We start from the raw sequence: 6,043 nt of genomic DNA on the forward strand, positions 1-6,043 counted from the left end.
GAAGGCGGCGACATGGGCGGCCGTCGGCGGGGCGATGCCGGCGGCACGCGCCGCGGTTCGTTCTAAACAGCTGGTTTGGTAGAACAGTAAGCTGAACAGAACGTCATGCTGAGCTTGTCGAAGCATCTCTTCCGCACAACGCATTCCAATCGGAAGCAACGAAGCGGTAGAGATGCTTCGACAAGCTCAGCATGACGTTCTTTTGAGTAGTTGAAGCTTTCATCCAAAAGCAGCGGGCCCCGGAAAACTTTTTCCGGGGCCCGCTGCTTTTTAGGCTGGTACGGAACCTAACCACTGACTACTATACATGGCTCAGCCCACGCTCCCCGTCATTCAGGCCCTGCGCGATACGGCCCAGCGCCTTGCCACCCAAGCGCCCTACCAGTGGGGCCACATGGGCAGCTGCAACTGCGGGCACCTCGCCCAAACCATCACCCAGCTCACCAAGGCCGAAATTCACGCCCGCGCCATGCAGCGCTACGGCGACTGGGAGCGGCAGATTATCGACTACTGCCCCACCAGCGGCCTGCCCATCGACCAGACCATCGATGAGATGCTGGCCCTCGGCTTCACCCGCACCGACCTCACCCACCTCGAGCGCCTCTCCGACGCCCGCATCCGCCGCGAGATTCCCTTCGAGCGCCGCAATGCCCTCCGCCACAATCAGCGCGACGACGTGGTGCTCTACCTCCGCACCTGGGCCGACCTACTGGAGCGCGACCTGCTAGCCGGTATCAGCCTACCCGATTTCGAGGCCGCACCTGTGCCCGTGCTGGTAACGGCTAGGTAACTCCATTCCTCAGCAACGAAAAAAAGCCCCCGCCAAAAATCTGGCGGGGGCTTTTCGTTTTCAGCAGACCGTACTGGCGAATTTAACAGCCAGCAGTCCGAAAAAATTTAGTTGCGGGTTACGTTGGAACGCTGGGCTTCGCGGTAGCCTTCGGCGCGGTGAGCGCGCTTGTAAGCGGCGTCAGCCGAAGGGTCTTTCTCAGCCTCGGCGGCATCGGGAGCCTGGGCACAGGAGGCCGTCAGGAGCATGGCCGTTGCGGCGGCCAACCAAAGATTCGTGCGGGTCAGTTTCATGCCACGAAGGTAGCCCACGGCTGCCAAACCAGCAAAGCATTATCCGGATAGACCGATGCGGAATGCAGCTTACCGGCACTCGCCTGTCTGTTTGAAAAACCCGAATAATTCGTCGTTTACAATTGACAATTCACCGATACTATCTAACTGCCGCAACTGGGTCAGCCAGCCTAGGTCGCCATCCGCAACCTAAGACAAGCGCGTCCATCCGATGCACTCTCATTGGAACACGCCAGCAAGCAGGATAGCACTTATCCACCAAACAGACGCTGCTATGTTGCCGGTACATATAGCTCATTTACTTAGCAACGGGAGCAATATCGAAAAGCTGCTTTTTATACTAATCCAATCCACCCGCATGTCAATTCCATTAGCAGTCATTAGCTCACGCTCCAGCCCTTCGATGGAGAAGCTACGCTAACTGCATAGGCATCCCTCAATACAATATGGTCACCCTGACCATACCTAAAACACACCAATAATACTTAAAACACTTGTTTTATTAGTCAAATTAAACTTATTGAAAACAAGCATGATATGTAATTTTATTTTATAATACTTATTCTCACAATATACAGCCCATACATCTTAGCAATTCGTCAAACGCCCTATATTCCATCTATTCTATTTCTACCTCTAAACTGTTTGCCGAATAGTATTAGAACGAAGGATGAAATGAGCAACTGACAAATTGTGCTTTACGCCAATAGTTTACCATTTACCGCCGAAATCGAGTAGTTGCACCAGCTGGCATCGGCTAACTACAAGGATTGACTTATCCAAGTACGGCTTACGGCAACTGCTGGGCAATAACTTGAACTGCAGTGTTTGACAACGCCGGTGAAACCCACATTTAACTCGGCGAGCGGCCCTATAAATTCCGTTAAGCGGTGCTGGTCCATTACCGACTGGTGACTATCTGCGCGCTAGTTTTCTGCCGCTCATATCTCTGTTCACCCCACCAGACGCTACACCTCGCTACAACGGGAAACCCGCTCTGAAGCTCATAACATATCCTTATGGGCAGGCGGCCTAATTGGATATGACAGCGCGCCAATAGCAGTTACATCGTCTGCCAATGACCCATTTTTGCGCCCTAGCCTACGTCTTAAGCGAATGCTCTACTCGGGTTGATAATCGGCAAAAGACCCGTCGCGGTAGAAAATCACAATCCGCCGAATCGGCTTTTCTGCGCCGGTGAATAAGGCCGATGCCATATCATTAGCCAGCGTGGGTGCGGGTATCGGGGCTGAGCCGACGGCCGGCCCCAAGCTGGGCGGGGGCGTAGCAGCGCCAGGTATGGACGCGCTCAGTGGCGAAGCGTGGGCCGGAATGAGTACAGGCTCCGTCACTTGTGGAGAAACCACATTTGGTACCGTGTCCACAGTCGTTCCACGAGGCTCCGCCTGAACAGTAACCGGCGCGCTTACGTTCTCGTTTGCAATGGCTTCCGCATTTGCTAGGCTTGTGGGCGGTGCGTCGGGCAGGCTGAATGTGGCCGCTGCCGGCGCAGAGCTGGCAACCGGGGCATCTGCAACCGAAATGCTGGCTGCCGGTGCCACATCAGGCGCGGGCTGCACCGCAGCTACCGGCTTAACCGGAAACCGGCGTGGCATGGGAGGCCTAGGCGCGGCGCTGACGGGCTGAGTAGGAGTGCCCACTCCAGCGGCAACTGCAGGTGCAGCTGCCGCTGGCATTACAGGCTGAGCGAATGCTGTGGGCTTAGCCGCAAAAGATGCCGCTTGTGAAACAATTTGCTGTTTATCAATGATTTCAGAAGATGCACTTGTGGTAGCAGGCGTCGGAGCGGGTGGCTGTACGGCTGGAATGGGCAGGGCAGCCGCATGGGCCGGGGCTGCGGCTGGGCGGGGTGCCAACGGAGCTGGAGCAATTGCAGGGGCGGGAGTTAGCATCGGTTCCGTCCCATTTAGCAGCCATGCCATCGACAAATCGGGCATGGCGCCCAGAATGCGTTGCACCACGTCCAGGCTGGGCTTGTTACGGCCCGACAGAATGTGGCTGATAATGGGCCGGGCCACCCCAATAAGGTCGGCAAATTGAGTGGGAGTTAGCTGACGACTCTCCAGCAGGGTACGGATGCGCTCTACCATGAACTGACTTAGATTACAAATGTAGCACAGCAGCGTGGTTAGACGAAATAAACCCGCATGTCAGTACCGTATTTACATTTATAAACCATTTGTAGACAGAAGGTGAAGCACCAATGTAAATAACATTTGTTTTGAAATCATATTAAACAAATGTTATCCAACAAAATAGTTGGCAGCCTACCTCCCGCCTGATATAAAAACCGTAAAATCATTGCTTGCTACATCGCCCGCACCGCACTGCAAGTTTCTTTAACATCGCGGCGGCACCGGAAATCTATTGGCTTGCAGTACCCGTTTCGCACATCGTACCGAAGTAGAAAACCATCCAGACAGGCACGAAAAAGCCCCGACGGCCGTGGGCCATCGGGGCTTCTTCAGTGCGCTAAATGCCGGCTCAGATGAGCCGGAAACGCTTAGTCGAAGTACTCGCGGGCGAGCTTTTTATCAAGCCCATAGATGTCGTCGCGGAAGTGCGGGTGCCCGTCGGCATCGGCCCAGGCGGTGAAGTACACCAGGTACACGGGCAGCTTTTCCTTTAGGGTAATGTACTTCTCGTGGCGCGTGGCGATGCTGTCGAGAATGGTTTGGCGGTCCCATTCGGGCCGGTCGCGGAGCAGGTATTCGGCCAGTTTGATGGGCTCCGACAGACGTACGCAGCCGTGGCTGAAGCTGCGGTTGCTCTGCGAAAACAGCTCGTCGTGGGGCGTGTCGTGCAGGTAGATATCGTTCGAGTTGGGGAAGATGAACTTCACATCGCCAAGGTCGTTTTTGGGCCCCGGGCGGCGGCGCAGCGTGTACTTAAAAGTGGCCTGCGTGACGTTGGCCCAGTCGATGGTATTGGGGTCGACGACGGTGGCTTTGCGGCCGTAGCCCTTCACCACTTCCATGTCGAGGTGGTCGAGGTAGTTGGGGTTAGCGGCGAGCTTACCACGCAGCTCATTATCGATGATGCTGAACGGCACGTTCCAGTAAGGGGCCAGCACCACATACTCCATCTTATCGCTGAACACCGGCGTTTCGTGCAGAACCTTGCCCACAATCACGCGCATGTTGAAGGCTTCTTTGTTGTCCTCAATCACGTGCAGCGTGTACTCCGGAATGTTCACGAGCAGGTAATTCGGCTCGAATTTTTTGGGCAGCCAGCGCCACCGCTCCATGTTCAGAATGAGCTGGTCGATGCGCGTGCCGATGGGCACGTTGAGCTGCTTTAGCGTCTCACCGCGCACAATGCCATCGGCTTTGAGGCCGGCATCTTCCTGAAATTTTTTCACGGCCGCCTCCAATTTGGCGTCGTATGTGAGGGCCGCTACGTCAGCCGGCTGGCCGGGCTTGGCGGCCGTTGCGCTGGCCGCCGCGCCACCTTCGCTGTCGAGCAGGCGCTTGCGCAGGGCCGCTACGGCCGGCGAATATTGGCCGGGCTTGAGTACGGTGTTGGCGGGCAGCGCGGGCCAGCCGCCGGCCCGTTCCTGAGCGCGGTAAGTGGCCAGCGCCTTTTTCAACTGGTCGTATTCGGGGTGCAGCGGGGCAAACTCGTAGTAGTTGTAGCGGCTTTTGCGCTCGCCCAAAAAGGTGGCGAGGGCCTTGTTAAGCTTGATTTTATTGGGCTTCACCAGCCACGAAGTATCCTTCTTGTCGCGCGGATTGGCAATGCCCCGGTAGTAGTCGTTGGCCCACTTCAGGTAGGTGCCGGTGAGGGCAATATCGGCTTGGCGCTCCAGCGCATTGCGGCGCACGGAGTCGTCCCGAACCTTCTCCAGCTCAGCCAACATTTTAGATATATCCTTAATCTGGTAATCCTTAGCTTTTAGGCCTTCATCCGCAGCTTTACTAATAATGGCCTGCAGATTGGCTACTTGCTCGACGGGCTGGTGGTTCTTGAACCAGCCCAACTGGAATTTTCGGGCACGATAGAAGCGCAACGCAGGCAACAGCTGCGACTTAAAGGCAGGCTCGGCCCGGAAGGTCGAGATGAGTTGAGTGCTATCCATGAGAGGTTGCGCACCCGGGCCAGTAGTGACCGACGAGTCGCCGACCGCCTGTCCGGCAGTCTGCTTCTGCGACTCGGAGCCGCAGGCGGTGAGAGTGGTGCTGCCCAGCGCGGCCAGTAGCAGCCACAGCAAGGAAGTAAATCGGAGGAGGAAAGTCATTGAAGAGAATAAAGCGGGCGAAAAACTTGCCTCGGCCGAAGCCCCGGCGGGAGGTGTACTACCAAGCCGTGGGCGGGGTTGCGCCGGGCTGCCCGGGCAGTCTGGGTGCAAAGTACGCCACAACACGGCATGAGTCGATAGGTTATCCACCGGAATCATGCCAGTTTCGTATGCCTATCCGAAGCGCTGAGCTACCACCCCGCCTTTCCGGAAGGCGACCGCTTCTGGTGGCCCGCTAACATACCCGGCGCCTACCATCGCATCGTTATTCAAATTTGCCTGGGCTGGGTCGGTCTTCGCTTTCCAGTCGCCTTCGGCTGACCTTACCGTCCCCATCTTCGGCGCACCCTCCCTATATCGCATGTCTGAAAACACTGCTCTCGCCATTCAATCCCTCGACCCGCACAGCTACGCCAGCCGCAGCCCGGTGCGGGTGCACCACTTGGCCCTGCATCTTACCGTCGACTTCGACCAGCACACCCTGGCCGGCACCGCCACCTGGCAGCTGGCCAACCCGGGGGCCAACCCCGAGCTGGTGCTTGATACCCGCGACCTGACCATCGAAGCTGTGGCGACGCTGGACGCCGCCGGCCAGCCCACCCCCACCCACTTTATTCTCGAAGCCGCCGATGCCGTGCTGGGCCAAGCCCTACGCATCGCCCTGCCAGCCGGCGCGACGGCCGTGCGAATTGCTTACCGCAC

At 57.1% G+C, this 6,043-nt stretch carries 4 protein-coding genes and 1 pseudogene; 2 read left to right on the plus strand and 3 right to left on the minus strand.

Features of this window, described 5'->3' with window-relative positions; genetic code table 11:
* Positions 1–307 precede the first annotated feature (307 nt).
* Positions 308–790, plus strand: coding sequence for a hypothetical protein (locus ACYVDE_RS12750; protein ID WP_460501927.1), 483 nt, complete (start codon positions 308–310; stop codon positions 788–790).
* 107 nt (positions 791–897) lie between these two features.
* Here ACYVDE_RS12750 and ACYVDE_RS12755 read toward each other — a convergent pair whose 3' ends face one another.
* The 3 genes from ACYVDE_RS12755 to ACYVDE_RS12765 all read right to left on the minus strand — a co-directional run bounded on the left by ACYVDE_RS12755 (position 898) and on the right by ACYVDE_RS12765 (position 5,341).
* Positions 898–1,083 carry a hypothetical protein gene (locus ACYVDE_RS12755; RefSeq protein WP_198068736.1) on the minus strand — a complete coding sequence of 62 codons (186 nt, stop codon included), beginning with the start codon at positions 1,081–1,083 and terminating at the stop codon, positions 898–900.
* 1,121 nt (positions 1,084–2,204) lie between these two features.
* Entirely contained in the window at positions 2,205–3,194 is a 990-nt protein-coding gene (locus ACYVDE_RS12760; protein WP_460501928.1) for a helix-turn-helix domain-containing protein, read from the minus strand.
* 413 nt (positions 3,195–3,607) lie between these two features.
* The gene (locus tag ACYVDE_RS12765) at positions 3,608–5,341 is read right to left on the minus strand and encodes a L,D-transpeptidase family protein (protein WP_460501929.1); all 1,734 of its coding nucleotides are present in this window, start codon (positions 5,339–5,341) and stop codon (positions 3,608–3,610) included.
* Between the two features lie 361 nt (positions 5,342–5,702).
* Here ACYVDE_RS12765 and ACYVDE_RS12770 point away from each other — a divergent pair.
* Positions 5,703–6,043: pseudogene (locus tag ACYVDE_RS12770) on the plus strand (hypothetical protein); the annotation flags it as partial.

This window comes from Hymenobacter agri (genome assembly GCF_054778495.1).

Bases quoted from the DNA above. Each gene is read 5' to 3' on its own strand.
- ACYVDE_RS12760 (WP_460501928.1), bottom strand. From the start codon at position 3,194: ATGGTAGAGCGCATCCGTACCCTGCTGGAGAGTCGTCAGCTAACTCCC.
- ACYVDE_RS12750 (WP_460501927.1), top strand. From the start codon at position 308: ATGGCTCAGCCCACGCTCCCCGTCATTCAGGCCCTGCGCGATACGGCC.
- ACYVDE_RS12765 (WP_460501929.1), bottom strand. From the start codon at position 5,341: ATGACTTTCCTCCTCCGATTTACTTCCTTGCTGTGGCTGCTACTGGCC.
- ACYVDE_RS12755 (WP_198068736.1), bottom strand. From the start codon at position 1,083: ATGAAACTGACCCGCACGAATCTTTGGTTGGCCGCCGCAACGGCCATG.